Origin of the sequence: Clostridium pacaense (assembly GCF_020709765.2) — a bacterium.
Lineage (GTDB): Bacteria > Bacillota > Clostridia > Lachnospirales > Lachnospiraceae > Enterocloster > Enterocloster hominis.
This window is the reverse complement of the sequence record NZ_JAJFEB020000046.1, coordinates 1-2326: the sequence shown is the minus strand read 5'-3', so window position 1 is coordinate 2326 and position 2326 is coordinate 1. Positions and strand designations below refer to the sequence as shown.

General features: G+C 42.9%; 3 protein-coding genes. 2 read left to right on the top strand and 1 reads right to left on the bottom strand.

Annotated features, from left to right (window positions below):
• The first annotated feature begins 96 nt into the window (after positions 1-96).
• Positions 97-1092, top strand: a complete 996-nt coding sequence (locus tag LK536_RS58340; RefSeq protein WP_227116701.1) for a tyrosine-type recombinase/integrase — start codon at positions 97-99, stop codon at positions 1090-1092.
• Between the two features lie 155 nt (positions 1093-1247).
• Positions 1248-1790 (top strand): hypothetical protein, encoded by a 543-nt coding sequence (locus LK536_RS58335; RefSeq protein ID WP_227116702.1) that lies wholly within the window; start codon positions 1248-1250, stop codon positions 1788-1790.
• Between the two features lie 17 nt (positions 1791-1807).
• Here LK536_RS58335 and LK536_RS58330 read toward each other — a convergent pair whose 3' ends face one another.
• On the bottom strand, positions 1808-2260 hold the full coding sequence (locus tag LK536_RS58330) for a pyocin knob domain-containing protein (protein WP_506092285.1): 453 nt from the start codon (positions 2258-2260) through the stop codon (positions 1808-1810).
• Between the last annotated feature and the right edge of the window lie 66 nt (positions 2261-2326).

Here is a 2326-nt window from a genome sequence, read left to right as displayed (position 1 = left end):
AAATTGGTATTGCGCACAGTAAAGAAAATTGCCCAAATCAAGCCCCCTGGCTTATGATTAAAGTACCATAAAATCATAAGGAAAGGGGTTATTTAAATGGATGAAGTAAGACTGAAGGATGAACTGATGGCCAGGCTGTCCAATGAATTGGAACGGCCTGCGCTACAGGTGATTGATGGGGCACTGTCAGCGGTGCTCCGGAACTATGAGGTGGCCAAAAGGGAGACTGGGTTGAGCACCAATGTAATCAGTTTCCCGGAATTGGATATATTCATAGGGAAAATGAGGTTTGAGAATTACTCGGCCAGTACAGTCAATCAATATCAACGTTTCCTGACAGACCTACTGGTGTATGTGGGAAAGCCGGTGCAGGAGATTACGGGGGAGGATGTGGTGGAATGCCTGAACTACTATGAGCAAGTACGTCAGATTAGTGCCAGTACAAAGGACCATAAGCGGCGCATAGCCAGTTCCTTCTTTGCTTTCCTGCATGACCGGGGATATATCAGACGTAATCCTATGGCAACTGTGGACCCTATTAAGTATGTGGCAGAGATAAGGGAAGCACTGAGCCCAAGGGAAATGGAGAAGATGCGGATTGCCTGCGGCACAAATATCCGCGATAACGCAGTGCTGGAGCTGTTCCTGGCCACTGGGTGCCGGGTATCTGAGGTGGTCAACATGAACTTGGCTAATATGGACTTACAGGCAGGATATGTGAAGGTAATCGGAAAAGGCCAGAAAGAACGGATAGTATTCTTTTCAGAGAGGGCGTTAGAGTACCTTGAGACATATCTGGGTGACCGGCGCAGCGGTCCAGTCATACTTTCCAGCCGGGCGCCGCATCAAGGCCTAAAGAAGAATGCCCTGGAGAACATAATACGCAGGATTGCAAAACGGGCAGGGTTGGGAAAACGGGTATTTCCTCATCTGCTACGGCATACGTTTGCAACACGCGCCCTGAATAAAGGGATGCCGCTGCCGACACTGTGTGACATAATGGGACATGCCAGTGTTGAGACAACGCGTATCTATGCCAAAAACGGCGCCGGAAAGATGAAATATGAGTACGATATGTATGCTGCCGGATAAGGATTAAAACAACATAGATTTTTTGAAGCCTGCCAAATGGGAGGCTTAGTTGTCGTGTATCCGATGAGAATGTTGAGCACAGTTACAATTGCGCGGAATTGTTATGCAGAATATATTTTACGGCTTCAGGGCGTTATACCAATTTAGACAATAAATTGCCAAAGCATTATAATGCTGCATTTGAGAGCAATCCACCCGCAGGATTGGCAATTAATGAATGGGATGCTGGATGGATATTATCAAAGGCATATAATGATAATGCAGTGGAACTTAAGTCTCATTGGTTTGACGGCCTAATGTTGCGGAAACGAAATAACGGGAACTGGGGAGACTGGGCGAATGTAATAACAAGCGCTGATTCCTTAAAAATTGATGATTACCTTACCCTTAATAGCGGATATAGCCTATCTGGGGACAATGGCATGATAAAATTTGGGAATGTGATTATGCTTGTGTTAACTATTAAGAAAAATAATGGCGTATATCCTGATTCTAATAGTAGCCCCGTAGCTAAATTAAAAAAACATTCTCCAATGTTTCAAGTGAACACATCGTGTGTTTTAGGCACATCTGAGTGGAACTATAATACTACAGACTATTTGTATATTGCAATTAATGGAGACATTAGGGTTTGTACACCTGCTACATCCGGGAACAGCAACTTCGCCAGAGCAACTGTCTGTTACATAACCAAATAATCAGTTAGATGATAATCTTAAGGTTTTGTAAGTGCGACATACCCCAACATGTTTTCAGCTGACGGGAAGTCGGCATTATAAAAATATATCCTTTTTTGTCCAGAGACTTCAACTGCCTGAGTCCAATATCGTGTGCCTGTACGAACCGTGAGAATCGGTAAATCTGCATTTGTGATGTTAGAAAATGTCTCAGTCCACCTATTTTCAAAACTATCAAAAGTACGCGTAAAAACTTTCCCATTGTTAAATTGCAAAAATGTTTGGCGGGGATATGAATTACCGGTTGCCAAGTCTACCTTAAGAACAAATGCTTTTGATACAGGACAGTTTTTTAATGAGGATGCAATAGTATTTTCTATACACGCATAGTTACCTGGTACTCTATATGTATCTGCAAGCATGTCTGCACCAGAAGGGATTCTAGTGCCACCAGATAAGCAATAATAACCCCTTAAATTGGTATTGAACACACTACGAAAAATGCATAAAACTGAGTTTTACCTGAATATTTATACTGATGGGCGCAATACCAATTT

Excerpts from the sequence above, each read along its gene's own strand:
- LK536_RS58340 (WP_227116701.1), top strand. The coding sequence starts at position 97 with ATGGATGAAGTAAGACTGAAGGATGAACTGATGGCCAGGCTGTCCAAT.